Genomic DNA, 25,173 nt, shown 5'->3' with positions numbered 1-25,173 from the left:
GATGTAGCCGGAGAACTTCCTGGGCGCACCGTCCTCCGGGACCATCGAGAAGGTCGCATCGCAGTTCAGATACTCGGCGCGCCCCAACTGTTGCGGATGAGTCAGGTCGATACACACCTCGGTGGGCTCACCGATCTTCTCGGTCGCCTCGAACGACACGACCGACAGTTGTGCCGCGCTATCGGTGCCCGGCACGTCCAAAAAATACTGCTGTCCCCCGGAATCGCTGTCACGCTGGATATAAACGTCTTCGCTTCGTCGTACAGGCTTGCCATATTCTTATCGATCCCCTCAGCTGATCATCACTGCTTCACAACGGTTATGCGCGGCAAATATGCATGTTGCACAAACGATAGTTATTTGGGGAAGTAACGATACGCCCCTTCATCCTTTCGATGAAGGAGCCAAAGCGGTAACGTGGGTTGTCTGTTGTTTTTAATCAAACGCTGACAATCATTAACCATCAATTCTGTTTTTGAGATGTCCGTTATGTCAAGCATTCTGAATCAAGCGATGTTTGAATATCCTGCTGGGATTGACTGGTTGATCCGCAAGCTTGGCGCGCGCGGGATCGAATTGCGCTTCGCCGAGCTGAAGGACCCCGTGCGCGACAAGCTCAGACGCTTCGAAATGATGGATCTGCTTCAGAACGCGCAATTCCATCCGACGATAGGCAGTGCAGTCGACGACCATCTCGGCGACCAAGCAGTCGACACCGGCCCGGCGCCGTCGAACAAAACGTGACCGGCGACGGCAATTCGCTTGCGCCAGCACTCACTGCGCCGCTTGTTGCCACCGCAGGACGGGATGCGTTCCGCCAGCCGGCATCACCCAGGTTCCGGTCGGGCTGAAATCCCAGGTCGGTCCAAAGCTCGACGCCGTGCTCATCTGAGCGGTGCTGAGCCCGTTTGCGGCAGGCGCCGGCGTGCCGCTGTATACGCCCTCGGTCGCGGTGCTGGTCTGCACGTCCCAGAAAACGTTATTCGCGATCGTTCCGCCATTGTTAAGGGCGATGCCCCCCTTGATCTGCGGATACGCGTGCGAGTCCAGCGGCGACGCGGCGAAGGATTCGCTGACCGTACCATTGTTGGTCCCGACGAGGCCGCCGAGGTAAGTCATCGAGGCGACGCCCGTCGCGTAGGATTGCGTGATCGTTCCGTTGTTCGTGGTGACGAGGAGGCCGCCATTGGAACGCGAACCGCCGCTCGCCGCGCCATCCACGAATGACTGGACGATCAGGCCGTTGTTGACGACGGCGAGACCGCCGAGTGCCTCCAGCCCCGTAAAACCCGCACTGCTCGACGAACGCTCGATAGTGCCGTCGTTGCGAGCGACGAAGCCGCCCGCGCCTGATCCGGCAAAGTACTGCACCGATACGCCGGACGTATGCGAGTTCGTGATGAGCCCCTGGTTTACGCCCGCGATGATCCCGACCGGACCCGAGACGGAGCCATTCGCATAGGCGTTCTCGACGCTCAGGTTGCGCACCACGCCCGTCGGACCGATCGTCGCGAACAGTCCGAGGTTGATCTGCGAATCGCCGGCGGCCTGAAGATTCACGCGCCGAATCGCGTGGCCCATGCCGTCGAACTGGCCGGTGAACGCTGCGTTGGCCGGACCGCCGACGCCGTTGAACTGCCTTGCCGTCGTCGAGAAATCGATGTCCTTGGCGAGCGCATACACGCCCGAGAGATCGCTCGACACCTTCTCCATATCCGCCCTGGAACTGATGAGCCGATAAGCGGTGAACTGCGACAGCAGGCCGCTGAATGGCGCGGCAGTCCACGACGGATTGCCGCTCACCGTTCCGGCCGTAAAAGTGCCGTTCATTTCATAGAGCGCGGAAACGACGCCCGTTCCCCGCGACCAGTCGATGGTGCCGCGACTCGCGACGCTGCCGCCGTTATCGATGCCGTGCGAATCGGCGCGCAGGGTCAGATTGCCCGCGCCGGTGTTCGCAAGCGTCGCGAGCGGACCGAGCGTCACGTCATGAAAGGCGTTGAGCGTCAGCGATGCGTCGCCGGTCCAGCGAACGGCCGCGCCGAGGTTGATGTCGCCGCTTGCGCCGTTGGCGCCCGTCGCGTTCACCATGATCGACGTGCCGCCCGACAGATTGCGTGCGAGCGTGGCCGAGTTCAGCGGTCCGGCGTTGAACTCGGGCGCGCTGACGTTCCATAGCGCCGCATCGATCACGGCGTCGTCGAGATGCAGCGTGTTGCCCGTCGTGATCACCGTGCCGCCGTTTCCATTCGCATCCGACGCCTTGACGCTCGAATGCACGTGCGCCGTGCCGCGGTCGGCGACGAGCCACACTTTGCCGTCGCGCGTCTCGGTGCCGGTCGCGCGCACATCGCCGTTGCGGCCGGCGAGCGCGAAGACGTTGCCATCGGCGGCGCGCAGGTCGATCTGCGCGGCCTCGATGCTGCCCTTGTTCACGACATCGCCGCGCGTACCTGGCTGGACGAAGACCTGCGGGCCGCTCGCCGAATCTCTCAGCAACACCTGATTGCCCGTGGCGAGTTCCGCCGATCCCGTCGGCGCATTGATGCTGCCATCGTTCTCGACGAGCTTGCGGGAAATGAGAAAGACGTCGCCGCCGGTCGAACTGATCTTGCCCAGATTGACGACGACGCCATCGCTAGAACCGGCGAGACTGAGCGGACCGCCGCTCATGAAGTTGTCGTTGCCGATGTCGAGCGTCGATGCGACGAAGCGGCCGCCCGTGGTGACGACGCCGCTCGGGCCCACCACGACGCCTTGCGGGTTGATGAGATAAAAGCTGCCCGTGGCAACGAGCTGGCCGTTGATCAGCGAGCGATCGGTGCCGGTGACGCGGCTGAGCGTCGCGCCCGTGCCGTTGTTCACGTTGACGGTGTTGCCGTTGCCGATCGAGAAGCCGCGCCAGTCGATCACGGCGCGCGGCGTGCTCTGCGTGATGTCGACGCCGTTGCTGCGCGTCGCGATCGAACCCGCGCCCGCGATGAACTGCCCGCCTTGAGGAAGCGGTCCGGCTGCGAACGCGCTCGCGCCTGTCGTCGAGAGAAACAGCGCGAGGACGGCAACGCGTATCGACGGGCGGTGCCGGAAGAACAGAGGCTTTGTCGAGCGTGACTGCACGGTCGCAGGATGGTGACGGCATTGCACGAAATATTCCTCCGCATGGTTCTTCCTACATTCTCGGGAACGATGTCTTTCCCTGCCGGGTTCCGAGCAGTATGACCGCATTCGGCGGAGACCGAAAATGCGTCCGCGCGTTCGGAGCCGTTTAGAAATCCGAACGCCCGTGCTGCGAGATTCGGCTGGCATCGATACGGAGCGCCGCGATCACTTCGCTTCGAGCAGCGCTTTCAGCGTGTTCAGATCGCGGAAGACCCATTGGGCATCGGCGGCGAATTTGTCGTCGCTCATTCCCGGCACGCGAAACAGCGTGAACAGCACTTCGGTGCCCGTGCCGTTTGCAACCGTGCGCATCGGCACGCGGACTTCGGTGCCGTCGTGTAATTCGACAACGTGATCGAGTACGCCGAATGCATTGCGTTCAGTGAAGCGAACAATGACCGGACCGTTCTCGCCTTCGAAACGCCACACGGTTCCTTCGTTGCCGAGCGGCTTGCCCAGACCCGATGCCCACCGCGCGAACGACGCAGGCTGCGACATGAACTCATACACGTCCTGCGGACTGCGCTGGATCGAGATGCTGATCGTTTTCGATTCGGCTGGTTGCACCGTGATGTCTCCGTGTATCGCTCGCAACGCGTGGGAAGTGGTCACGATAGCACTACGCGATTAATACACGCCCGCGACGCCCGCCGGCCGATGTTTGAAGCGTCGATGTACCCAATAGTACTGCTCCGGATTTTTCAGGACTTGCGTCTCGAGAAACGCATTCATTCGACGCGTGTCGACCGCATCGCTCCCCGACGGAAAATCCTCCAGTGGCGCGAAGACGGTCAACTTGTATCCGCGGTAATCCGGTAACACCTCGGTCACGAACGGCACCACGCGCGCGCGCCCGAGCCTTGCAAGTCGCGCGACGGAAGTGAGTGTGCAGGCGGGAACGCCAAAGAACGGGACGAACACGGAGTTGTCGATGCCGTGATCCATGTCCGCCGCGAGCATGACGGGCTTGCCCGAGCGCAGTGTCTCGACGATCTTTCGCGCGCTCGTCGAGCGTTCGATCATTTCCGCGCCGAACCTGCTGCGTTGTCGTTTTGCGAGGTCGCACATGCGCACGTTCGACATGCGTGTGTACAACGAGGCGGCAGGCTGGCTCGTCGAGTACACGATGCAGCCGACTTCAATCGCCACGAAGTGAAAGCCCATGAAAATGGTAGGCGGAGCATTCTTGTCGTTGAGGTCGATCGCGCTGTCGATCTCGACGAGCCCTTTCATCGACTGCGCGCTGCCGAACCACTGGATACCTCGTTCGAGATAGCTGCGCACGACATGGCGAAAGTGGTTCCTCGCGAGTTCGTCGTATTCGCGTTCGGTCTTGGTCGGGAAACAGAGGCGCAGATTGACGAGCACGATATGTTTGCGGCGGCTCGGAATCCGGTACAGGGCGGCCCCGAGGCCGCTGCCGAGTCTCGCGACCAGGCCATAAGGAAGCACGGAGAAAAGCCGTAGCAGCGCTACCATGAGCGCAAAACCGATTCGGTCCAAGAGTTTTTCTCCTGACGAACCGTCGAATTGCGCCGCCAGGGGCGCTTTCCGTAGACGGTTCCTGTCGTAGTTGTCGATGCCCGAAACCCGACGTCCTTCCGCGAGTCATGCAGAAGCAGATGAGTAATGGAACCGGGAAATGAGTGGTGGACGCCGGACGGCGATGTGCGCGGGCACACGCACCATTGGCCTGAGTGGAAGCATGCCGATCGTAATTCGTCGGCCTCTTCAGGCTACTACATCTTGCAGGCAGCGGCCATGAAAAATCGTCGGGCCTTGCCTGTCTCGCGATTCGTCTACGATCGCGATTACCCTGATCCGTCAGTCGATAAGGAGACAAGCATGAGCGAGCCGGACCTGAGCACTATCTATCGACGCTACCTCGATTGCCTGAACGAGCGCGACTGGGCGTCGCTCGGTCAGTTTGTCGAGGACGACGTCAGTCACAACGGCCGGCCGATCGGTCTGTTAGGCTATCGCGACATGCTGGAACGGGATGTCTTCGACATCCCCGACTTGCGCTTCGAAATCGAACTGCTCGCGACCGAACCGCCTTTGCTCGCGAGCCGTCTGCGGTTTGACTGCACGCCCCGACACGATTTCCTCGGATTGCGAATCGACGGAAAACGGATCGCCTTCGCGGAGAATGTGTTCTATCTGTTTCGCGGCGCAAAGATCGCGCAGGTTTGGTCGGTGATAGACAAGGCGGCGATCGAAGCGCAATTATAGTCTGCCGCGTCGCGCTCGCCCGTCGCATTCAACTGCTAGCGACAAGCGAAGCACGCGGACGCTGCGGCACACCGTTCCTCGTGAGCGCCGCGAGCGTGAGGATGCTGTTGCACAGTTCGCGCAGCGGCACGGGCTTTACCAGAAAATTCCACACGCGCAGGCGCATCGCCCAGATCGCGATCGACATCGAATTGCGTCCCGCGATCACGAGGACCGGCAGCGCCGGGTGCTCGCGACGCACGCGCGTGAGTGCATCGATGCCCTGCGCGCTCGGCTCGTCGAACTCGAAACAGACGAATGCCGGCATGCGGCTCGCTATCGCGTTCGACACGTCGTCCGGATCGTCGACGAAGTGAATGTCGAATGCACCGTCGAGCGTTTCGGCGAGCGACGCTTCGGCGTGACGCGTCAGGTCCACCCACACGAAACCATAGTACGGCGATGCACTCGCTGGATCGAACGAATGTGACATGAGCGATGTCCTCCGGGCTTTCACGCAGACTTGCCATGCCTGTACTCTGGGCGATCCGGCGCCGGCGAAACACCCCGCTTGGGACGGGGCGAAGCCCCTGCAGGCGAAGGGAGCCGGATGAGGTATCGTGTGACGTGAACCTTGCCGCAAGCGCAAGATCGCAAAACATCATTTCGATTGACCTCACCGCTATGACCATCGCCCTGCACACCTGGAACACGCCGAACGGCCGCAAGATCAGCGTTGCACTTGAAGAAATGGAATTGCCGTACACGGTCAAAACCGTGAACATTTCGAAGGGCGAGCAACACGCGCCCGAGTTCCTGCGAATCAGTCCGAACAACCGCATTCCCGCGATCGTCGATCCGAACGGCCCCGACGGTCAGCCGATCAGCGTCTTCGAATCGGGGGCAATCCTGCTCTATCTCGGCGAGAAGACCGGCCGGTTCCTGCCAGCGAGCCTGCGCGAGCGCGTGCCTGTGCTCGAATGGCTGATGTGGCAGATGGGCGGCTTCGGTCCGATGCCGGGACAGGTGCATCACTTCCGCCTGGTCGAAGCGGAAAGCGACCGGCGCTATGGCCTCAAACGCTATTCGGACGAAACGCGCCGCCTTTATGGCGTGCTGGACCGCCGTCTCGCGGAAGTGGAATACGTGGCGGGCGCGCTGTCGGTCGCGGATTTCGCGATTCTCGGCTGGGCGTGGCGTCATGAGCGTCATCAGGTTTCGCTCGACGATTTCCCGAACGTGAAGCGCTGGTACAAGGCGCTGTTTGAGCGCCCCGGCGTGCAGCGCGGCTTCGGCGTCAAGCTCGACGACGCCTGATCGTAAACCTTCGTTCGCCGGCGTGAGCGCTCAACGCTCCGGGCGCGTGCGCGGCACATCGGCGACGGCCACCAGTTCGCGATCGACGAGTTCGAACTCCAGCGGCTTGTCGGCCGGCATCGACTTTTTCGCGGCGAATTCCTTGCCGGCCTCGCTCAGATAGCGCATCTCGGCTTCGTAGTAGCGCAGGATGGAATCGTCCATGTGGTTCCTTCTTCGATTACAGCGCCACGGCGCGCGCGGGATCGAGCACCGTCAGCTCGCCTTGCAACTGTTCGGCGCGGCGGGCGAGCGCGGGTTTGTCGGCGTCTTTACGCGTCATCGCGGCCTTCAGCACGCGCAGCAGGTGATGTTTCACTTCGAAGGTCAGCGCCGGTTCCCAGCGCGCAAGGCCGAAGTGACCAGTCGCGTCGTTCAGGTCGGTCAAGAGATGCAGCGCGATGTCGGGCTTGCCGCCGTGATCGGCGACGCGCGCCATCAGCCAGCGCTGCAAGAACCGCTGCCGGTCCGACTGGATACCGGGCAGCGTCGCGAGCCACGCGTAAGCCGCGTCGAGCCCCTGACTCGCGAGGAGATCGCGCGCCTGCGCTTCCATCTCGACCCAGCCGTTCGCATCGTCTTCGTCGCCCGACACTGGCAGCGGCGCGAGCGTCTCGCCCGCCTCCAGATCGCGAACCACGGCGTGACGCGCGATCCAGTCGAGCGTGGCGTCGTCGGCGAATGGCGTGCCGTCGCTGTACGCGAGGCGTTCGATGCCGTTCAGACGTTCGAGCAGCAGCGCGAAATCGGTGCGCAGCACGTCGCGCCATTCCGTGTACGGCGCGCCCGCGTGATCGAGCGCGGTGTGCTGGAAGAATTGCAGGTCGAACCAGAGATGATTTGCGCCCTCGGTGAACGCGCCCTCGACGCGCTCCAGCAACTCGTGCCACTGCTTTTGCAGCACGAGGCGCCGAAACTGCTGCCGCAACTCGGCGCGCGGCGCGGGCAGACGCGTACGCGACTGAGCATCGGCGGGCGGCAGATCGTGGACCGTATCCCAGCGCACGCAGCGAATCAGACGCGCGGCGGGCAGATAACCATTGTCCTGCGCGCGCAGATAGTGCGCCATCGTGCGCGTCTGCTCGAGCAGATCGCGCGTCGAGACGATCGGCGCCGCGCCGCCTTGGGCGCTCGAAAGCGGCGCCGCGGGTGCGCTCGACGACGGCTGCACCGGCTGAGTATCCGACTCGAAGCGCGAAATGAGCGGCTGAAGGTTCGGACGCGCGGCTTCGGTCCACTCGCTCGTGCGCGTGACGAGCAGATTGAGCGCCGCCATCGCTCGTTCGAGATCGGCGGGCGTGAACGACGCGTGCGAATCGCCCGAAGCGTCTGCATCGACGCTCGCCAACTGATCGATCATGCGCGACGTCGCGAGCCAGTCGAGCGCGCCCTTCTTCGCTTCGGGACGCGCGGGCAGCAACGCCTCGCCAAAACCTTCGACGAGCGCGGCGGTCAGTTCGAGGCCATCGGCGAAACCCGCCGTTCCGTCCTGCCGGAGCCGAGCGAACGCGTAGTAAGCAGCGAGCCGCAGATCCTTCCCGGTCTCCTTGAGCAACTGCTCGCAGGAGCGCGCGACCAGCGCATCGTCGATGCCGGAGAGCTTCGCGAGTTCGTCCTTGATCGCGAAGAACGCGTCTTCATAGCCCGGATCGCGGCCGATGCCGTTCGCACCGGGAAGCGGCTCCAGCCAGGCGGACCAGGAGCCGATGCGTTCGCGCATCAGATCATCCGGATCGCGCGCGCCGAAAAGTGACTTGAGAAAAGTGGAGAAAAGATTCATTCGAACTCCGACGCGGCGTTGCGCGGCAAGGGCATTGCGGCATGCTTCGCCGCTTCGATTGCCGCTGGGGGCAGCGGCGGCGGATTGGGTCCTTGACCCGGCGCGCCCTTCGCGACGGCGCCGCTCAGGAGGACGCGCGCCGGCAAGGTGAAGTGGCGCAGTTGCAGCGCGCCGAGCGGACCGGCGCCCGCTTCGCGTTGCAACTGCAGTTGCAACGCGAGCGGCTTTTGCGGCGCGCGCGGCAGCGTTTCATCTCTGGAAGTCGCGCGGCTGCTCGACGCCGGATTCGCCTCGGCGACGGACACGATCGTCGCCGACGGATCCGCGCTCCAGTCCTCCCTGACGCTGCGCGGATGAGGCGGTGCGACCAGTGCGCTCGATCACTTCGCGTTGCGCGGTCTGTTCGAAGCGAAACCAGATGCCTTCGCCGGCGGCGACTCGCTTGATGAACGCCAAAGCCGATTCGCTGTACTGCGTCGTGTGCTCGCGACTCTGATACTCCGATGATCTCGGTTGATCGAACGCGGTGACGATGCCCTTGGGAACGGGCGCGCCGGCGCCTTCGCCAAGCGCGCAATCAGTTCCGCAGGCAATCCCGCGCTCACATCGATCGGTTCGATAGCGAACTTCGCCGACTTGCCGAGTTCATCCGCCACGGGAATCGTAGCCCGCGTACTAGTGAACTCGATGGCGAGCCGATACGTCTCGCTGATCGCCTTGCGTCCCTCGAACGCAAAGCGCCGTCCCACGCCTGCATGCGTACATGCAGACAGAACGGCGCTTGTATCAGTTCTTCGCCTTCGGCATCTGCGACACCAGCGACAAACCGATATCCATCCCTTCCACCTGGAAGTGCGGAATGATGAAAAGCTTGATGCGGAAGAAGCCGGGGTTGTCCTCGATGTCTTCCACGGTCACCTTCGCCTCGCGCAGCGGATGCGATGCCTGCAGGTCATCGCCCGGATCGGTCATCTCGGTGACGAGGTTCTTGATCCAGTTGTTCAGTTCCATCTCGAGCAGACGACGGTCCTTGGTCGTGCCGATGTTCTCGCGCTGGATCAGTTTCAGGTAATGCGCGATGCGCGACAGCAGGAAGATGTACGGCAGACGCGCGTTGATGCGGCTGTTCGCGGTCGCTTCCTTCGTGTCGTAGAGCGCGGGCTTCTGCGCCGAGTTCGCCGAGAAAAAGCACGCGAAGTCGTGGTTCTTGTAGAACGACAGCGGAATGAAGCCGAGATTGGCGAACTCGAACTCACGCGTCTCGGGGATCAGCACTTCGGTCGGAATCTTCGGCTGATAGCCGGTGCCGAGGTCATACAGATGCACCGGCAGATCGTCCACTTTGCCGCCCGCCTGCGGCCCGCGAATCTGCACGCACCAGCCGTTTTTGATGAAGCTGTTCACCATGTTCGCAGCAAACGCGAACGACGCATTGACCCACAGATAGCGGTTGTGGTCCGTGCCCTTGACCGCTTCCTGATAGTTGAAGCCGCGCACCGGCGTCGTGTCGGGACCATAGGGCAGACGGCCGAGCACGCGCGGCATCGTCAGGCCGATATAGCGCGCGTCGTCGGTATCGCGGAAGCTCTTCCACTTGATGTACTCCGCGCGATCGAAGTAGTTGCCGATATCCTGGATCGCGGCGACTTCTTCCATCGTCTCCTTGCCGAAGAACTTCGGACCGACCGAGCCCATGAAAGGCATATGCGCCGACGCCGCGACCTTGGAAATATTGCGCAGCAGCGCAATGTCCTGCGGCGAGTTGGCGAACTCGAAGTTCGAGATGATCGAACCGATCGGCTGGCCGCCTGGTGTGTCCTATTCCTGAATGTACGTGTGGCGATACAGGCCGCTCTGGATCACTTCTGGCGTGTCCTCGAAGTCCTGCTGCAGGGCTTCCTTCGAGCAGTCGAGCACTTCGATCCGGATGTTCTTGCGGAAGTCGGTGCGATCGACGAGGAATTTGAGCCCGCGCCACGCCGATTCGATCTGCTGGAACTGTTCCGAATGCATCACCGCATCGAGTTGGCGGCTGATCTTCTGGTCGAGCGTGTCGATATGAAAATCTAGCAGCGACTTGTCGAGACGGTCCACCGGCCGGCTCGCCTCGTCGACCATCTTCAGGAACACGCTCACCGCGCGCGAGAGACGTTCATCGCTCGGCGCTTCAGCGAGCGCATCGTTGTCCTGGAAAGCTTCGAGCGGACGCGCGCTTTCGACGGGTTTCAGGTTGATCTTCTCGAAGAGCGTCGCGTAGACGCTGCGGCCATCCTGCTCGAGCGTGGTCGTGATCGTTTCGGCGGTAGCGGCGCCGGACTGCCGGGTTTCGTTGCGTGCCATGGTCTTCCTGTCTTGCGTGCGTTGTACCTGCTGGATTGAATGAGCGGTGAATGCGCGCTCAGGCATGACCTACCGGCGGCATGCTGCTCGTGCCGATCTTCTCCAGATCCGCACGCAGGCGCTCCGACAACGCCGGGTTCTTGACGATCTTTTCCAGTTCGCGGCGGAACGTGCTGTTGTCGAGCAGATTCGATTTGAGGTCGCGCAGCAGATTGCGCGTGGCGAGCAGCGCCTGCAGCTCGGGAATTTGACGCGCCACCTGTTCAGGCTCGAAGTCCTTCATCGACTTGAAGTTCAGCGCCACGGTGGTGTCCGAGCCGTCACCGGCCAGCGTGTTTTCCACGTTGATCCGGGCCTGCGGATTCAGTTCGGCCAGCACCGCATCGAAGTTGATCTTGTTGACATCGACTTTCTTGCGATCGGCGAGCGCGCCGGTTGCCTGGCCCGCGCTGTAATCGCCCATGACCAGCAGTTTGAGCGGCAACTCGACGCGCTTTTGCGCGCCGCCCGTATGTAGATCCAAAGAGATATTAACGCGGGACTTCGGAATCTCTTTCTGAAAGCTTTCAGACATGGCTTTGCTCTTTCCTATATCGATGGTTTAAACGACACGCAGGCGTCATCATCACGAACCATAGCCGTGCCCAGTGAAAGGACTCAGGTTGTGAGTGATCCGGAAGTCGGCCCGCTTACTTGAATTTATTGTTACGCCCCTTTTTCTTTTATTAGAGCAGGCGTGACAAACGGTCGTCAAGCGCTAAAAATAGAGATTTTATTGAGATGCGTGACGGATTATTTTCGAGATATTGAAGCTGAATAGATGGCCCGCTCTTAAAAGCGGCGCTCAGGCCCGCGCTCCCCTGCAACGCCAACGAATCAATGACAAGACTTCGAGAAAAAAATAGATACGTCTTAAGAATTCTCGGAAGAACGGCCTTTCATCTACGCGCGGGATGATTAACGAGATAAGTTGCGATTCGAGCCGCCTCCATTCGAAATTATCTCAATAATAGACGCGACACTTCGGTTCGTGTTTAATACAACGATTATTCGATAAACCAAAAGATAACCACGAATCGTTATGCGGACTTTCAAGCCGCTTTGGCATGAGGGATTGATTCTCACGCCCCAGCATTTTCAACAGCAGGAACGATGGCTCAATGTCGCGCAACGGCAATTCGCGTCGCTTGCTATTGCCGAGCCCTGGGGAATCATCGAGGTTGAACTCGATGAAGACGCGCTCGCCGCCGGCCGGCTCTCGCTTTCGCGTTTGAAACTGCGCCTGACCGACGGCACGCTGATCGATTCGTCGGCGATGGATGTGCTGTCGTGCCCGCGCGACCTGACGCGCGATCTTCCATCCGACGTGCAAAGCGTGACGATCCTCGCCGCTCTGCCACTTCTGAACGCCGACGGCAGCAACTGCCGCTTCGACGATGAAACGCCGTCGCGCCCGCGCCGCTACTTCCGCGAGTTCGTCGAAGTGCCCGATCTGAACGGCACAGGTGTCGAGGAACGCTCGGTCGAGCGGCACGCGGTGCATCTCCTGTTCGATTTCGAGCCGCACGCGGATCACGTCGTGTGTCCGATCGCTCGGCTGGTGCGCGGCGTGCGGGGTCAGTTCGAGGTCGACCGCGCGTTCGTGCCGCCGTGTCTCACGCTCGCCGCGCATGAACGCCATCAGGAGCGCATCGCGCGGCTCTCGGACATTCTGCTCGCGAAAAGCACGGCGCTTGCCGCCCGGCGCAGCGAACGCGTCGACCAGATCGCCGAGTTCGGTGTCGCCGACGTATCGCTCTTCGGGCTGCTTCACTGTATTCACACGCACTGGCCGAAGCTGGCGTTTCTCGGCACGCATCCGAATCAGCCGCCCGAGCGTCTCTACGACGTGCTCGCCACGCTGGCCGGCGCGTTGATGACCTTTTCGACCGGCACGTCGCTCGCCGCGATCCCGCCGTACGAGCACGCGAAACAGGAAGAAATTTTCAGTGCGCTCGAAGCGCTGATCCGCGATCTGCTCGATGCAATCATTCCGTCGCGCGTCATCCCGATCGGACTCACGCACAAGAGCGCGACCCTCTGGGCCGGTCAGTTCAAGGACGAGTGGCTGCTCGAAGGCGCGGACTACTACCTTTCGGTGTATGCGGCGCTGCCGGCGTTTCAGCTCATCGAACAGATTCCGAAGCTCTGCAAGATCGGTTCGCCCGACGATATCGAGCACATCGTCAATTCGGCGCTCGCGGGCATTCCGCTGAAGGCCGTGCAGCGCGTGCCCGCGGCCATTCCTGTGCGCCTGGAAAACCAGTACTTCGCGCTCGATGCAAGCGATCCGGCGCATGCGCGCATGCTCGCCGCGCGCGCTTGCCAGCTTTATTTGCCGCCGTCGGTGCCGGAAGCGTCGCTCGAACTGTATGCGGTGCTGACGTCATGAGCGAGACAGACACGATGCTCACCGATACCCCGACGATGCGCGCATTGCTGCGCGGTACGGCGCTTCAGGTGTCGCAACTGACGCAGGGTGGAACCAACGAAAACGTGCCCGACTTGCGCCGACGTTGCCTGCAACTGGTCCACGACTTCGACGCTGCCCTGGAAGCCCGGCAGGTTCCACACGACGTAAAGGAAGACGCGATCCATGCGCAATGCGGGCTGCTGGATGAAATGGCGATGAAGTATCTTCCCGCCGACGGACGCTCGCAATGGGATGAATTTCCGCTGCAAGTCGAATGTGCGGGCAACCACAATGCTGGCGAACAGGTGTACGAGCGGCTTGCGGCGCGCATGCGCGAAACGCCGTGCAACCTCGAACTGCTGGAGTGTTACGCCGCTATCCTCGGACTCGGATTCCGCGGGCGCTACGCGCGCGACGAGAACGAACGCGAGCGCGCGGCGCTCATCAAGGCGCTCAATGCGCAGATCGCGAAGGCGCGGCCGGCGCGCCAGCCGACCTTCATCGTCAATAGCGGCGGCAGCAGTCGCTTCGACCGGCTGCGGCAAGTGTCGCCGTGGGCGCTCGCGGGCACCGCGTGCGTCGTCGCGGGGCTGATCTGGTTGGCGTGGCGGCACTCGCTCGACGCGCAACTGGCGCATCTTCTTGCCTCCAAAACGTGATGCGCGACATGAGCTTATTGAGCACCGGCCGTTTCGCGCGGTATCCGTTTTGCACGCTGGTCGCGTTCGCCGCGCTGCTCGCGGCCAGTGTCGTGCTCGCGGTGCTGCCGTTGACCCGCGGCGTCGCGTGGAGCCTGGCGATCGCCGCGTGCGCGACAGGCGCGGCGTTGATCGCGTGGCACACGCTGCGCATGCGGCGCGCGCAGGAGCAGAACGCCGCGACGTTATCGGCGCTCGGCCGGTCCACTGCCCTAAGCAACCTGCCGATCGAACTTCGCGCGCGCATGCCGCTCGTGATCGTGCTCGGCGATGCGCTCGAACGCATCTTCGCGAACGGACGCAACCTGCATGTCGGCGCCGGCGCGATCTGGCTGCGCGCGGACCGGCCGCAGAAACTCGCTGAACTCGCGCTCGCGCTCAAGGCGTGGCGCGGCGATCGTCCGCCAGACGGTGTCGTGCTCACGCTCACGCCCGACGCTCACACGCACGAATCGCTCACGCAGACGCTGCGCGTGCACCGGCAGGCGCTCAGCGACACCGCGCGTCTGCTCTCCACGCCCGTGCCGGGTTATGTCGCTGTTTATCAGCGGCTCACGCAAGACAGCGGCAGTCCGACGCCCGCCGATGCGCAGTGGTTCGGCCTGTCGTCGTCGGCGATGCTGCGTGATGCGCGTTCGTTCGACGCCGTCATGCAAGCCGCCGACGACGCCGCGCGCGAGCAAGTCGGCGAGCGGCCGGAGCGTCGCGCGGCGGGTCTCGCGGCGCTTATCGGCTGGACCTGGCAGGTCGTCAACGACGCATTGCAGGAACGCCGCCAGCCGTCGTCGCCGTGGCCGCTGCACGGGGCAGCATGGATCGACTGCGGTCCGGCTGCGAATGCTGCGTCGCCCTGGCAGGCGCATCTGCGCTCGCTCACGCGTCTGTCCGCTTTGGCGCTCGCCGAATCGCCGGCGCCCTGGCCGCTGCCCGAACCGCTCGTCGATGCCTGTCCGAAGCGTGCTTATGTATCGCCGCTTCTGCGCGGATTCGCCCACGCCATCGCGATTCTCGCCTGCGCCGGCGCGCTCGCGAGCTGGGGCGCGGCGAAGAACAATCAGACGCTGATGACTCAGGTCGACGAGGATCTCGCGCGCTTTGCGAGCCTGCCCGCCGATCACGATGCCGCGCGCCGCCCGGCCCTCGCCGCGCTCACGGCCGACCGCGACCAGCTCGACCGCTACGAGCGCACCGGCGTGCCGCTGCGTCTGGGTTTCGGCATGTATCACGGGGCCGCGCTGCTGCCGCCGCTCAATCGGGCGATCGCGTCGTATCAGCCGCCGCCTCCGCCACCGGCCATCATCACGCTCGACAGCATGTCGCTCTTCGACAGCGGCCGCGCCCAGCTCAAGCCCGGTTCGACCCGCGCGCTCGTCGGCGCGCTGGAGATGATCAAGGCGCATCCGGGCAAGCGAATCCTCGTGGCCGGTCACACCGACAACGTCGGCGACAGCGCGGGCAACCAGCGCCTCTCGGTCGCTCGCGCGGGCGCCGTGCGCGACTGGCTGATGGAAGCCGCCGCGACGCCCGAATCGGCGTTCGCGATCCAGGGCTACGGCGACACGCGCCCGATCGCCGGCAACGACTCGGCCGAAGGCCGCGCGCGTAACCGCCGTGTCGAAATCACGCTCGTTCCGGACGATTCCGGAAACTGAATCCGTCCCGGAGCAGAGGGCTTCGGGGCTTTTGCTGCAACCCACCAAGGAGAAAAAGAAATGGCTATTCCGGCATATATGTGGATCAAGGACGATGGCGGCGCCGACATCAAAGGCTCCGTCACGGTCAATGGCCGCGAAGGAAGCGTCGAGATCGTCGAGTTCGAGCACGGCGTCAACATCCCGACCGACAACAACACCGGCAAGCTGACCGGCACGCGCGTGCACGCGCCGATCACGTTCACGAAGGAAACGGACGCCTCGACGCCGTATCTCTACAAGGCGGTGACGAGCGGCCAGACGCTGAAATCGATCGAGATCAAGTGGTACAAGATCGACGACGCCGGCAAGGAAAAGGAATACTTCAACACGAAGCTGGATAACGTGAAGGTCGTCGCGGTCAAGCCGAAGATGCTCGACATCAAGAACCCGGCGTTCGAGAAGCACAACCACCTCGAAGACATCGAACTGCGTTACGAGAAGATCACCTGGTCGTACAAGGACGGCAACATCATCCACGCCGACAGCTGGAACGAGCGCTCGTAATTCGTTTCCTTCGATGCTGGCACGCGTCCGGTTGAATCCCCTTCAGCCGAGTGCCAGCGCGTTTGTCAGTCCGCCTCGCGGACTGACGCTTCTAATTCCCTCTTCGTCATGACCCAACGCGACCTTTCCCCGTTCCTGCGCCGTCTCAACGATCATTGCGCGCGCGCGCTCGCCGATGCGGCGAGCCTCTGCGAAACGCGCGCTCACCGGGACATCGAGGTCGAGCACTGGCTCATCAAGCTGCTCGAACTCGGCGACGGAGATCTCGTCGCGATCGTGCGCCGCTATGAACTCGACGTCGACGCGATCTGGAGCGGTCTGCTCGCCGCGATCGACCGTTTCCCGCACGAGATGCGCGGCAAGCCGGCTTTGTCGCAACGGCTCGGGACGTGGATTGAAGCAGCGTGGATGCGCGCGTCGCTCGAAGAAGGCGCGACGTCGATCCGCTCGGCTCATCTTTTCGCGGCGCTCGCCGACGCGCCGCATCTTCTGCGCGCGCCCGATGCGTGGCCGCTGCTCTCCGTCTCCGCGACGCAGATCGACCGGCTGCGCGCGGAACTCGACCGCGTGTCGGTGGAAGCGCCGCAGATCGACGGCAACGGCGACCGCGACGAAGTTGTGTCAACTCCGCGTGAGCCGGAACGGCAGGCGCCTAACGTCACGCATCGCAACGAATCCGAAGCACTGCGGCGTTTCACCATCGACATCACGCAAAAGGCGCGTGACGGCAAGATCGACCCTGTATTCGGACGGGACGTCGAGATCCGGCAGATGGTCGATATTCTCGCGCGGCGCCGCAAGAACAATCCGATTCTCGTCGGCGATCCGGGCGTCGGCAAGACCGCACTGGTCGAAGGACTCGCGCTCAGGATCGCGGAAGGCGACGTGCCCACGGCGATTCGCAACGTGAGCGTGCTCACGCTCGACCTCGGTCTTCTGCAAGCGGGCGCGGGCGTCAAGGGCGAATTCGAGCAGCGTCTGAAGAACGTGATCGAAGCCGTCCAGCAATCGACGACGCCGATCCTGCTCTTCATCGACGAAGCGCACACGCTGATCGGCGCGGGCAACACGGCGGGCGGCGCGGATGCCGCGAACCTGCTGAAACCCGCGCTCGCACGCGGCGAGCTGCGCACGATTGCGGCGACGACATGGTCCGAATACAAGCAATACTTCGAGCGCGACGCCGCGCTCGAACGGCGCTTCCAGATGGTCAAGGTCGACGAACCCGACGACGAGCGCGCGTGCCTGATGCTGCGCGGCCTGAAGGAACGCTATGCGTCACACCACGGCGTGCATATCACCGATGCGGCGGTCGGCGCGGCCGTGCGCCTGTCGCGCCGTTATCTGACCGGGCGCCAGTTGCCCGACAAGGCCGTCGATCTGCTCGACACCGCCGCGGCGCGCGTCAGGATGAGCATGGACGCGACGCCGATCGCGATTTCGACCTGCATCGCCGAACGTGCGGCGCTCGACGTCGAACGCACGGCACTCGTCCAGGATCAGGGCGCGACGGCCGCCGACATGAGCGAGCGGCTCGCCGCCATCGACGCGCGCCTCGGGGCGCTCGCGCTCGAACTCGCGCGGCTCGAACGCGAGTACGCCGAGCAGAAGGCCGCGACCGAAACGCTGCTCGCGCGCCGCGAGGAATGGCGCGCGGCCACGGACGAATCGACGCGTCGCGAACTGAAGCAGGCGATCGGGGCCGCGCACGCGATCATCGCGGAACATGGCGTGGACGCGCTGATCCACGCGGAAGTCGACGAAGCGGCGATCGCCCGCGTGATCGCCGACTGGACGGGCGTCCCGGCGGGCAGCCTGCTCTCCGACGAACTGGCGACGCTGCTCGATCTGGAGACGCAACTTGGCCGCGTCGTGGTCGGACAGGACGACGCGCTCGCCGCGCTCGGCAAGAGTCTGCGTGCCGCGAAGGCCGGCCTCAAGTCGGAGGAAGCGCCGCTCGGCGTGTTCCTGCTCGTGGGGCCGTCGGGCGTCGGCAAGACGGAAACCGCGCGCACGCTCGCCGATCTGATGTTCGGCGGCGAGCGCGCGCTCGTCACGATCAATCTGTCCGAGTATCAGGAAGCGCATACCGTGTCGCAACTGAAGGGCTCGCCGCCGGGCTATGTCGGTTACGGGCAAGGCGGTGTGTTGACCGAAGCCGTGCGTCAGCGCCCCTATTCCGTGATCCTGCTCGATGAAGTCGAAAAGGCGCATCGCGATGTGCTGAATCTGTTCTATCAAGTGTTCGATCGCGGGTTCATGCGCGACGGCGAAGGGCGCGTGATCGATTTCCGCAACACCGTGATCCTGATGACGTCGAACCTCGGCAGCGATGAGATCATGGCCGCGACGGACGCGGTCAGCGACGCTGGCGGCGAAGTGACCAATGGCATGCTGATGGAAACCATCCGTCCGTTGCTCGTCGAGCACTTTCAGCCGGCGCTGCTCGCGCGCTTCCAGACGGTCGTTTATCGGCCGCTTTCGGCTGACGCGATGGCGTCGATCGTGCGGATGAAGCTCGACAAGGTGAAGAAGCGCATCGAACGGCGCTTCGACGTGCCGCTCGTCTGCGACGACGCGCTCGTCGCGGAACTCGTGCGCGCCTGCCGTCTGCCGGATTCCGGCGCGCGCAACATCGACAGTCTGCTCGATCAGCAAATCCTGCCGGTGCTCGCGCGCGAACTGCTGGCGCGCGCGGCAAGTCAGCAGAAGAGCGCGGCCGTCCGGCTGTCGTACTCGGATGACGAAGGCATCGCCGTCGAATTCGACGAAGCAGGCAACACGCAATGACGACGGGCCCGTCGCTCTACGACATGCTGCTCGGCCACATCGACGGCATGTCGCTCTACGCTCACGACAACAACACGCTCGAAATCCTGAGCGTGCTGGAAAACGTGAGGCGCATTTTGAACACGCGCGCGGGCACGCTCAAGCATCTGCCGAATTATGGGCTGCCGGATCTGAGCACGATTTATCGAAATCTGCCGGCGTCGGCGCATCAATTGAAGGCGCAGGTGGAAGCGACGCTGCTCATCTACGAGCCGCGCATTCGTGCGATCGATCTCGACGTGCTGCCGCCCGAGAACGGCATGTTGATCAGCCATGAGATGACCTGTCATCTGCGGAAGCACGGCTCGTGCGCTTTGGGACGCACTACGAGCCGCATGGGCGCACAAGGGTGGAATGGCGGCGGCGTGGCGATGCGGAGTGAGCGACGCACTTCGCGTCGCTGCGCCAGGCAACTTCAATGATCTAAACACTTCCTCACACGTATCCGCCCGAACGCCCACGCCGTGTCCCTGCATTGGCGCCGCACCCTCAACCGCGCGTAATATTGAGCACCACGACCCGACCGCCAATATAAAAGCCGAAAAGGGAGACACCATGAGCACCGGCATGTACGAAACAGGCCTCGACAAAACCGCCGCCAACTTCGCGGCCCTGACGCCACTCACGTTCATCGAGCGCACCGCGGCCGTCTATCCGACGCTCCCCGCCATCGTGCACGGCGCCATCCGCCGCAACTGGGCCGAGACCTACGCGCGCGCGCGGCGTCTCGCGTCGGCGTTGAACGCGCGCGGCATCGGCGCGGGCGACACGGTCGCGGCGATGCTCCCGAACATCCCCGAAATGGTGGAGTCGCACTTCGGCATTCCGATGGCGGGCGCCGTGCTCAATACGCTCAACACGCGGCTCGACGCCAATACGCTCGCGTTCATGCTCGCACACGGCGAGGCGAAAGCGGTGTTGATCGACCGCGAATTCTCGGCGGTGATGCGCGAGGCGCTCGCGCAGCTCGACCACCCGCTCCTCGTGATCGACATCGACGACAGCGAATACACCGGAGCGGGCGAGCGCATCGGCGAGATCGACTACGAGAGTCTGCTCGCAAGCGGCGACCCGGCGTCCCCATGGTCGCCGCCGTCGGACGAATGGAACGCGATCTGCCTGAACTACACATCGGGGACAACCGGCAATCCGAAAGGCGTCGTCTATCACCATCGCGGCGCCTACACGAACGCGGTGAGCAACATCCTCGAATGGGACATGCCGAAGCACGCCGTGTACTTGTGGACGCTGCCGATGTTCCATTGCAACGGCTGGTGCTTTCCGTGGACGGTCGCCGCGCGCGCGGGCGTGAACGTGTGCCTGCGCCGCGTCGACGCGAAGGCCATCTTCGACCTGATCCGCAGCGAACGCGTCACGCACTATTGCGGCGCGCCGATCGTGCAGAACCTGCTCGTCAATGCGCCCGATTCGATGAAGGAAGGCATCGCGCATCGCGTGCACGCGATGGTCGCGGGCGCCGCGCCGCCCGCCGCGATGATCGAAGGGATGGAGCGGCTCGGCTTCGAGCTGACGCACGTCTACGGTCTCACCGAAGTGTATGGACCGGCCGCCGTGTGCGCGCAGCAGGACGCGTGGCGCGCGCTCGATATCGGCGAACGTGCGCGCCTGAACGCGCGGCAGGGCGTGCGCTATCACCTGCAGGACGCGGTCTCCGTGCTCGATCCGCTCACGATGCAGCCCGTGACTGCCGACGGCGAGACCATCGGCGAAATCATGTTTCGCGGCAACATCACGATGAAAGGCTATCTGAAGAACGCGGCCGCAACCGAGGAAGCGTTTTGCGGCGGCTGGTTTCATACGGGCGATCTCGCGGTCGCGTATCCCGACGGCTACGTGCGCATCAAGGACCGCAGCAAGGACATCATCATCTCCGGCGGCGAGAACATTTCGAGCATCGAAGTGGAGGACGTGCTGTACCGGCATCCGGCGGTGCTCGCGGTGGCCGTCGTCGCGAAACCGGACGCGCGCTGGGGCGAGACGCCCTGCGCGTTCGTCGAACTCAAGGCGGGCGCCAACGTGAGCGCCGACGACCTGATCGCGCATTGCAAGAAGCATCTCGCGGGCTTCAAGGTGCCGCGCGCGATCGAGTTCTGTGAACTGCCGAAAACGTCGACGGGCAAGATCCAGAAGTTCGAGTTGAGAAAGCGCGCGGGATCGGTGACGGCCATCGACGTCTGACGGAGCGAAGACATGAGCGAAGCACCTTTGATCGTCGAGCGGGACGCATACGGGCTGCCCGGCGTCCTCTGCATCACGCTGAACCGGCCGGGCGCGTTCAATGCGTTGTCGGAAGCAATGCTCGACGCGTTGCAGCGCGCGCTCGATGAAGCGTCGGAGTCGGACGCGCGCGTGGTCGTGATCGCCGGCAGCGGGCGCCCGTTCTGCGCGGGGCATGATCTGAAGGAGATGCGCGCGGCGCCGTCGCTCGACTACTATCGGGCGCTTTTCGCGCGCTGCTCGCAGATGATGCTGACCATCCAGCGCATGCCGCAGCCGGTGATCGCGCGCGTGCACGGCATCGCGACGGCCGCCGGTTGCCAGCTCGTCGCGATGTGCGATCTCGCCGTGGCCGCGAGCGACGCGCGCTTCGCCGCTTCGGGCGTCAACTACGGCCTGTTTTGCGCGACGCCGAGCGTGCCGCTCTCACGCAACCTGTCGCGCAAGGCGGCATTCGAAATGCTCGTGACCGGCGACTTCATCGATGCGAACACCGCCCTCGAACGTGGCCTCGTCAATCGCGTCGCCGAGCCCGATCGACTCGACCATGCCACGCGCGCGCTCGCGGCAAGCATCTGCGACAAGCCGCGCGCGGCGATTGCGGCAGGCAAGGGCCTCTTCTACCGGCAACTCGAAGCGGGCATCGAAAGCGCGTACCAGCTCGCCGGCGAGACGATGGCGTGCAACATGATGGACGACGCCGCGCTCGAAGGCACGCAGGCATTCATCGACAAGCGCGCGCCGAACTGGCGCAAGCCGTGACGGCGCTGCTTAACCCATCGTGAGCACGACCCGAAAGCGCGCCGCGCCGCTCATCATGCGGTCGTAGGCTTCGGGCGCACGCGCAAGCGGGAATTCCTCGATCATCGGCTTCACGCCCGAAAGCGCGCTGAAGTCGAGCGTGTCCTGCGAATCGGCCGACGTCCCCGACGGCCAGCCCTGCACCGAATGCCGCCCCATGATGAACTGGGCGATCGGCACCTCGACCGGCTCCTGTCCGATTCCGACCATGATCATCTTGCCGTTCAGCCCGAGGCCGCCGAGCGCCGCGCTCATCGCCTTGCCGCTCGTCGCCGTCGCGAGGATCACCTTCGCGCCGCCGAGCGCGGTGAGCGATTCGGCGACGTTCTCCGCGCTGCTGTCGATGTAGTGATGCGCGCCCAGTTCGGTTGCGAGCGGCGCCTTGTCCTTGCCGCGCGCGATGGCGACGGTCCGAAAGCCCATCTTCCTCGCGAACTGCACGCCGAGGTGCCCGAGCCCGCCGATGCCGAGAATCGCGACGACCTCGCCCGCGCGCGCTCCGCTGTTGCGCAGCGCGTTGAACGTCGTGATGCCGGCGCAGAGAAGCGGGGCGGCATCGACGTCGGAGAGATCGTCGGGGATACGGGCGAGCGCCTGCACGGGCGCGACCATGTAGTTCGCGTAGCCGCCGTCGTAGCTGATGCCGGGCACTAGCGCGCGCTGGCAAAGCACGAAGTCGCCGCGCCGGCAGTGATCGCAATGGCCGCAGTGACCGCCATGCCAGCCGACGCCCACGCGCTGTCCGACCTTCCACTCGTCGACCTCGTCACCGACCGCATCGACGACGCCCGCGATCTCGTGTCCCGGCACGCGCGGATACTGCAGACCGGGCCACTGGCCTTCCTTGGTCAGCGAATCGCTGTGACAGATGCCGCACGCCTGCACCTTGATCCGAACTTGCCCCGGCCCCGGCTCGGGCACATCGCGCTCGACCAGTTGCAGCGGGCCGCCCGCTTCCGTCACTTCCACGGCTTTCATCTTTGCCATCGCGTGTCTCCGGTGATCGGTGAATTCTGAAATTTACCACCGCGGAGATTTGCAGGCAGCGACCGCTCAGTCGCCCGCCGACTCCACCGGATGCCGTTCCAGCCACGCCCATTCGTCGTCGTCGAAGAGACGCGAGCGCGTGAGAAAGCGCAGGCCCGTGGGCCGTTCCAGCGAAAACATGCCGCCGTTGCCCTTCACGCAATCGATGATCAATTGCGTGTGCTGCCAGTATTCGAATTGCGATTCGCTCATGTAGAACGGCACGCCCGCAATCGTGCCGAGCTTCACGTCCGAGCCGCCGACCATGAACTCGCTGGCCGGAAACATCATCGGCGCGCTGCCGTCGCAGCAGCCGCCCGATTGATGGAACAGCACTTCGCCGTGTTGCGCTCTGAGCTGCTCGATCAACGCGATAGCCGCAGGCGTCGCGATGACTCGCTCGATGTCCTCTTTATTCATGGCGCGATCCTCTTAGACGAGCGGCCGTTCAAGGCCGCTCGCGTCGCTCGAAAAGCTTAGAAGAACCCAAGCGGCTTCTGGCTATAGCTCACCAGCAGGTTTTTCGTCTGCTGATAGTGGTCGAGCATCATCTTGTGATTCTCCCGACCAATACCCGACTGCTTGTAGCCGCCAAACGCCGCATGCGCCGGATACGCGTGATAGCAGTTGGTCCACACGCGTCCCGCCTGAATGTCGCGGCCGAAGCGATACGCACGCGTGCCGTCGCGCGTCCACACGCCTGCGCCCAAGCCGTAGAGCGTGTCGTTGGCGATCTCGAGCGCTTCCTCTTCGTTCTTGAAAGTCGTCACCGAGACCACCGGCCCGAAGATTTCCTCCTGGAAGATGCGCATCTTGTTGTGGCCGCGAAACACGGTCGGCTTCACGTAATAGCCGTTTTGCAATTCGCCGTCGAGTGTATTGCGCTCGCCGCCGATCAGGCACTCCGCACCTTCCTGCTTGCCGAGATCGATGTACGACAGGATCTTTTCCAGTTGCTCCTGCGAGGCCTGCGCACCGATCATCGTCTTCGAATCGAGCGGATGCCCCTGACTGATCGCCGCGACGCGCTTCAACGCGCGCTCCATGAAACGGTCGTAAATCTTCTCCTCGACCAGCACACGCGACGGACACGTGCACACTTCGCCCTGATTGAGCGCGAACATCGCGAAGCCTTCGAGCGCCTTGTCGAAGAAGCTGTCGTCTTCGTTCATCACGTCGGCGAAGAAGATGTTCGGGCTCTTGCCGCCGAGTTCGAGCGTCACCGGAATCAGGTTCTGGCTCGCGTACTGCATGATGAGACGCCCGGTCGTGGTCTCGCCGGTGAAGGCGATCTTCGCGATGCGCTTGTTCGATGCAAGCGGCTTGCCCGCTTCGAGTCCGAAGCCATTGACCACGTTTAGCACGCCGGGCGGCAGCAGATCTTCGATCAGCTCCATCACGACGAGCAGCGACGCCGGCGTCTGCTCGGCCGGCTTGAGCACCACGCAGTTGCCGGCGGCGAGCGCGGGCGCGAGCTTCCAGGTCGCCATCAGGATCGGGAAATTCCACGGGATGATCTGACCGACCACACCGAGCGGCTCGTGGAAGTGATACGCGACGGTGTCGTCGTCGATCTGCGAGAGCGAGCCTTCCTGCGCACGCGCACAACTCGCGAAGTAGCGGAAGTGGTCGATGGCGAGTGGAATGTCGGCGGCCATCGTCTCGCGCAGCGGCTTGCCGTTGTCGATGGTTTCGGCCACCGCGATGCGCGTGAGATTCGCCTCGATGCGGTCCGCGATCTTGTTCAGGATGTTCGCGCGCTCGGTCGCGGAGGTCTTGCCCCACGACGCCTTCGCCTTATGCGCGGCATCGAGTGCGAGTTCGATGTCGGCTTCGCGCGAACGCGGAATCGACGTGAACGGCTCGCCGGTGATGGGCGAAACGTTGTCGAAGTACTCGCCGCCTAACGGCGCGACCCACTTGCCGCCGATGAAATTGCCATATTGCTTCTTGAACGGGTAATCGGTCGTCAGGAACTGCATCTCGGCGTGATTCATGTGTGCTCCTCGCATATCGTTTGAGTGACCGGCCCGGTCTAACCGTGCCGTACCGGCCACCCACGCTTGCGAGTTCCATGCCATCCGC

At 63.5% G+C, this 25,173-nt stretch carries 22 protein-coding genes and 3 pseudogenes; 11 read left to right on the top strand and 14 right to left on the bottom strand.

Translation table 11 applies throughout. The annotated features are described in order from the left end of the window. Positions 1–195 (bottom strand): hypothetical protein (locus QCE48_RS22155; RefSeq protein ID WP_309794309.1); only part of this gene is annotated, 195 nt, incomplete at its 3' end. 348 nt (positions 196–543) lie between these two features. Here QCE48_RS22155 and QCE48_RS22150 point away from each other — a divergent pair. Beyond that, a pseudogene (locus QCE48_RS22150) lies at positions 544–744 on the top strand (hypothetical protein); the annotation flags it as partial. A 30-nt stretch (positions 745–774) separates the two neighbouring features. Here the strand turns inward: QCE48_RS22150 and QCE48_RS22145 are convergent. The 3 genes from QCE48_RS22145 to QCE48_RS22135 all read right to left on the bottom strand — a co-directional run bounded on the left by QCE48_RS22145 (position 775) and on the right by QCE48_RS22135 (position 4,662). Next, positions 775–3,144 carry a filamentous hemagglutinin N-terminal domain-containing protein gene (locus QCE48_RS22145; RefSeq protein WP_309784112.1) on the bottom strand — a complete coding sequence of 790 codons (2,370 nt, stop codon included), beginning with the start codon at positions 3,142–3,144 and terminating at the stop codon, positions 775–777. A 180-nt stretch (positions 3,145–3,324) separates the two neighbouring features. Further along, the gene (locus QCE48_RS22140) at positions 3,325–3,726 is read right to left on the bottom strand and encodes an SRPBCC family protein (protein ID WP_309784111.1); all 402 of its coding nucleotides are present in this window, start codon (positions 3,724–3,726) and stop codon (positions 3,325–3,327) included. 60 nt (positions 3,727–3,786) lie between these two features. Next, a complete protein-coding gene (locus QCE48_RS22135) occupies positions 3,787–4,662 on the bottom strand; it encodes a lipid A biosynthesis lauroyl acyltransferase (RefSeq protein ID WP_309784110.1) in 876 nt (291 codons plus the stop codon). Positions 4,663–5,004: 342 nt separating this feature from the next. Here QCE48_RS22135 and QCE48_RS22130 point away from each other — a divergent pair, with 342 nt between their 5' ends. Beyond that, positions 5,005–5,391 carry an ester cyclase gene (locus tag QCE48_RS22130; RefSeq protein ID WP_309785049.1) on the top strand — a complete coding sequence of 129 codons (387 nt, stop codon included), beginning with the start codon at positions 5,005–5,007 and terminating at the stop codon, positions 5,389–5,391. Positions 5,392–5,419: 28 nt separating this feature from the next. Here QCE48_RS22130 and QCE48_RS22125 read toward each other — a convergent pair whose 3' ends face one another. Beyond that, on the bottom strand, positions 5,420–5,863 hold the full coding sequence (locus tag QCE48_RS22125) for a response regulator (protein WP_309784109.1): 444 nt from the start codon (positions 5,861–5,863) through the stop codon (positions 5,420–5,422). 191 nt (positions 5,864–6,054) lie between these two features. On the opposite strand from QCE48_RS22125, the gene QCE48_RS22120 reads away from it, so the two are divergent. Then, a complete protein-coding gene (locus QCE48_RS22120) occupies positions 6,055–6,687 on the top strand; it encodes a glutathione S-transferase family protein (protein ID WP_309784108.1) in 633 nt (210 codons plus the stop codon). Positions 6,688–6,717: 30 nt separating this feature from the next. Here the strand turns inward: QCE48_RS22120 and QCE48_RS22115 are convergent, their stop codons facing one another. The 6 genes and pseudogenes from QCE48_RS22115 to tssB form a co-directional block, all read right to left on the bottom strand. Further along, positions 6,718–6,891: a type VI secretion system baseplate subunit TssF gene (locus tag QCE48_RS22115; protein WP_309784107.1), complete on the bottom strand. Its 174-nt coding sequence runs from the start codon at positions 6,889–6,891 to the stop codon at positions 6,718–6,720. A gap of 16 nt (positions 6,892–6,907) precedes the next feature. Then, on the bottom strand, positions 6,908–8,506 hold the full coding sequence (tssA, locus tag QCE48_RS22110; protein WP_309784105.1) for a type VI secretion system protein TssA: 1,599 nt from the start codon (positions 8,504–8,506) through the stop codon (positions 6,908–6,910). After that, complete coding sequence (locus QCE48_RS22105) at positions 8,503–8,811, bottom strand: hypothetical protein (RefSeq protein WP_309784104.1); 309 nt, start codon at positions 8,809–8,811, stop codon at positions 8,503–8,505. The genes tssA and QCE48_RS22105 overlap by 4 nt, the downstream gene beginning before the upstream one ends. Further along, a complete protein-coding gene (locus QCE48_RS22100; protein WP_309785048.1) occupies positions 8,756–9,040 on the bottom strand; it encodes a contractile injection system protein, VgrG/Pvc8 family in 285 nt (94 codons plus the stop codon). The genes QCE48_RS22105 and QCE48_RS22100 overlap by 56 nt, the downstream gene beginning before the upstream one ends. Before the next feature lie 252 nt (positions 9,041–9,292). Then, a pseudogene (gene tssC, locus QCE48_RS22095) lies at positions 9,293–10,846 on the bottom strand (type VI secretion system contractile sheath large subunit). Between the two features lie 58 nt (positions 10,847–10,904). Continuing rightward, the gene (gene tssB, locus QCE48_RS22090) at positions 10,905–11,420 is read right to left on the bottom strand and encodes a type VI secretion system contractile sheath small subunit (RefSeq protein ID WP_087630127.1); all 516 of its coding nucleotides are present in this window, start codon (positions 11,418–11,420) and stop codon (positions 10,905–10,907) included. 507 nt (positions 11,421–11,927) lie between these two features. On the opposite strand from tssB, the gene tssK reads away from it, so the two are divergent. From tssK to QCE48_RS22050, 8 genes and pseudogenes are all read left to right on the top strand, one after another. After that, positions 11,928–13,277, top strand: coding sequence for a type VI secretion system baseplate subunit TssK (gene tssK, locus QCE48_RS22085; RefSeq protein WP_309784103.1), 1,350 nt, complete (start codon positions 11,928–11,930; stop codon positions 13,275–13,277). Beyond that, complete coding sequence (locus QCE48_RS22080; RefSeq protein WP_309784102.1) at positions 13,274–13,957, top strand: DotU family type IV/VI secretion system protein; 684 nt, start codon at positions 13,274–13,276, stop codon at positions 13,955–13,957. Before tssK ends, QCE48_RS22080 begins: the two co-directional genes overlap by 4 nt. Positions 13,958–13,965: 8 nt before the next feature. After that, the gene (locus QCE48_RS22075) at positions 13,966–15,648 is read left to right on the top strand and encodes an OmpA family protein (protein ID WP_309784101.1); all 1,683 of its coding nucleotides are present in this window, start codon (positions 13,966–13,968) and stop codon (positions 15,646–15,648) included. Between the two features lie 60 nt (positions 15,649–15,708). Continuing rightward, the gene (locus QCE48_RS22070) at positions 15,709–16,194 is read left to right on the top strand and encodes an Hcp family type VI secretion system effector (RefSeq protein ID WP_309784100.1); all 486 of its coding nucleotides are present in this window, start codon (positions 15,709–15,711) and stop codon (positions 16,192–16,194) included. A gap of 108 nt (positions 16,195–16,302) precedes the next feature. Then, a complete protein-coding gene (tssH, locus tag QCE48_RS22065) occupies positions 16,303–18,984 on the top strand; it encodes a type VI secretion system ATPase TssH (RefSeq protein WP_309784099.1) in 2,682 nt (893 codons plus the stop codon). Further along, positions 18,981–19,405, top strand: a pseudogene (gene tssE / locus QCE48_RS22060) (type VI secretion system baseplate subunit TssE). The gene tssH and the pseudogene tssE overlap by 4 nt, the downstream one beginning before the upstream one ends. 173 nt (positions 19,406–19,578) lie before the next feature. Beyond that, complete coding sequence (locus QCE48_RS22055; protein WP_309784098.1) at positions 19,579–21,222, top strand: acyl-CoA synthetase; 1,644 nt, start codon at positions 19,579–19,581, stop codon at positions 21,220–21,222. Positions 21,223–21,234: 12 nt separating this feature from the next. Beyond that, positions 21,235–22,023 carry an enoyl-CoA hydratase gene (locus QCE48_RS22050; protein WP_309784097.1) on the top strand — a complete coding sequence of 263 codons (789 nt, stop codon included), beginning with the start codon at positions 21,235–21,237 and terminating at the stop codon, positions 22,021–22,023. 9 nt (positions 22,024–22,032) lie between these two features. On the opposite strand, the gene QCE48_RS22045 is transcribed toward QCE48_RS22050, so the two are convergent. The 3 genes from QCE48_RS22045 to adh form a co-directional block, all read right to left on the bottom strand. Next, entirely contained in the window at positions 22,033–23,049 is a 1,017-nt protein-coding gene (locus QCE48_RS22045; protein ID WP_309784095.1) for an alcohol dehydrogenase, read from the bottom strand. Between the two features lie 66 nt (positions 23,050–23,115). Next, positions 23,116–23,508, bottom strand: coding sequence for a DUF779 domain-containing protein (locus tag QCE48_RS22040; RefSeq protein ID WP_309784094.1), 393 nt, complete (start codon positions 23,506–23,508; stop codon positions 23,116–23,118). Positions 23,509–23,564: 56 nt separating this feature from the next. Beyond that, positions 23,565–25,085: an aldehyde dehydrogenase gene (adh, locus tag QCE48_RS22035; RefSeq protein ID WP_309784093.1), complete on the bottom strand. Its 1,521-nt coding sequence runs from the start codon at positions 25,083–25,085 to the stop codon at positions 23,565–23,567. Positions 25,086–25,173: the final 88 nt, after the last annotated feature.

It is taken from the genome of Caballeronia sp. LZ024, from assembly GCF_031451455.1.
GTDB lineage: Bacteria > Pseudomonadota > Gammaproteobacteria > Burkholderiales > Burkholderiaceae > Caballeronia > Caballeronia telluris.
Note: the sequence above shows the minus strand (reverse complement) of the source record. Positions and strands in the feature narration are given on the sequence as shown.

Coding starts and splice junctions, on each gene's coding strand:
- adh (WP_309784093.1), bottom strand. CDS start 25,085: ATGAATCACGCCGAGATGCAGTTCCTGACGACCGATTACCCGTTCAAG.
- QCE48_RS22070 (WP_309784100.1), top strand. CDS start 15,709: ATGGCTATTCCGGCATATATGTGGATCAAGGACGATGGCGGCGCCGAC.
- QCE48_RS22080 (WP_309784102.1), top strand. CDS start 13,274: ATGAGCGAGACAGACACGATGCTCACCGATACCCCGACGATGCGCGCA.
- QCE48_RS22120 (WP_309784108.1), top strand. CDS start 6,055: ATGACCATCGCCCTGCACACCTGGAACACGCCGAACGGCCGCAAGATC.
- QCE48_RS22125 (WP_309784109.1), bottom strand. CDS start 5,863: ATGTCACATTCGTTCGATCCAGCGAGTGCATCGCCGTACTATGGTTTC.
- QCE48_RS22075 (WP_309784101.1), top strand. CDS start 13,966: ATGAGCTTATTGAGCACCGGCCGTTTCGCGCGGTATCCGTTTTGCACG.
- QCE48_RS22115 (WP_309784107.1), bottom strand. CDS start 6,891: ATGGACGATTCCATCCTGCGCTACTACGAAGCCGAGATGCGCTATCTG.
- tssH (WP_309784099.1), top strand. CDS start 16,303: ATGACCCAACGCGACCTTTCCCCGTTCCTGCGCCGTCTCAACGATCAT.
- QCE48_RS22055 (WP_309784098.1), top strand. CDS start 19,579: ATGAGCACCGGCATGTACGAAACAGGCCTCGACAAAACCGCCGCCAAC.
- tssK (WP_309784103.1), top strand. CDS start 11,928: ATGCGGACTTTCAAGCCGCTTTGGCATGAGGGATTGATTCTCACGCCC.
- tssA (WP_309784105.1), bottom strand. CDS start 8,506: ATGAATCTTTTCTCCACTTTTCTCAAGTCACTTTTCGGCGCGCGCGAT.
- QCE48_RS22045 (WP_309784095.1), bottom strand. CDS start 23,049: ATGGCAAAGATGAAAGCCGTGGAAGTGACGGAAGCGGGCGGCCCGCTG.
- QCE48_RS22050 (WP_309784097.1), top strand. CDS start 21,235: ATGAGCGAAGCACCTTTGATCGTCGAGCGGGACGCATACGGGCTGCCC.
- QCE48_RS22040 (WP_309784094.1), bottom strand. CDS start 23,508: ATGAATAAAGAGGACATCGAGCGAGTCATCGCGACGCCTGCGGCTATC.
- QCE48_RS22130 (WP_309785049.1), top strand. CDS start 5,005: ATGAGCGAGCCGGACCTGAGCACTATCTATCGACGCTACCTCGATTGC.
- tssB (WP_087630127.1), bottom strand. CDS start 11,420: ATGTCTGAAAGCTTTCAGAAAGAGATTCCGAAGTCCCGCGTTAATATC.